We start from the raw sequence: 358 nt of genomic DNA, 5'->3' as shown, positions 1-358 counted from the left end.
TGTTGAGAAATGGGAAGGCAAGTGCTATCGTCTTGTCATTCAGAGACAAAAGCGCATGGATGGAGAGCTTGACTTGTGGGAAGGTGAATACACCTACAGATCCATTCTTACCAACGATTATGACTCATCAACAAGAGACATCGTCGAATTTTACAACAAGCGTGGGGCAAAGAGCGTATATTCGATGATATGAACAACGGATTCGGCTGGAACAGGCTCCCCAAGTCGTTCATGTCAGAGAACACTGTATTCCTTCTGCTTACGGCATTGATACACAATTTCTATAAGACCATCATTAGCAAGCTTGACACCAAGGCTTTCGGGCTCAAGGAAACGAGTCGCATAAAGGCTTTTGTCT

At 44.4% G+C, this 358-nt stretch carries 1 pseudogene; it reads left to right on the top strand.

The features are described from left to right. Window positions 1–358: pseudogene (locus ACQRBJ_RS16315) on the top strand (transposase); the annotation flags it as partial.

Source organism: Prevotella sp. SGI.167, assembly GCF_050313615.1.
GTDB lineage: Bacteria > Bacteroidota > Bacteroidia > Bacteroidales > Bacteroidaceae > Prevotella.
Note: the sequence above shows the minus strand (reverse complement) of the source record. Positions and strands in the feature narration are given on the sequence as shown.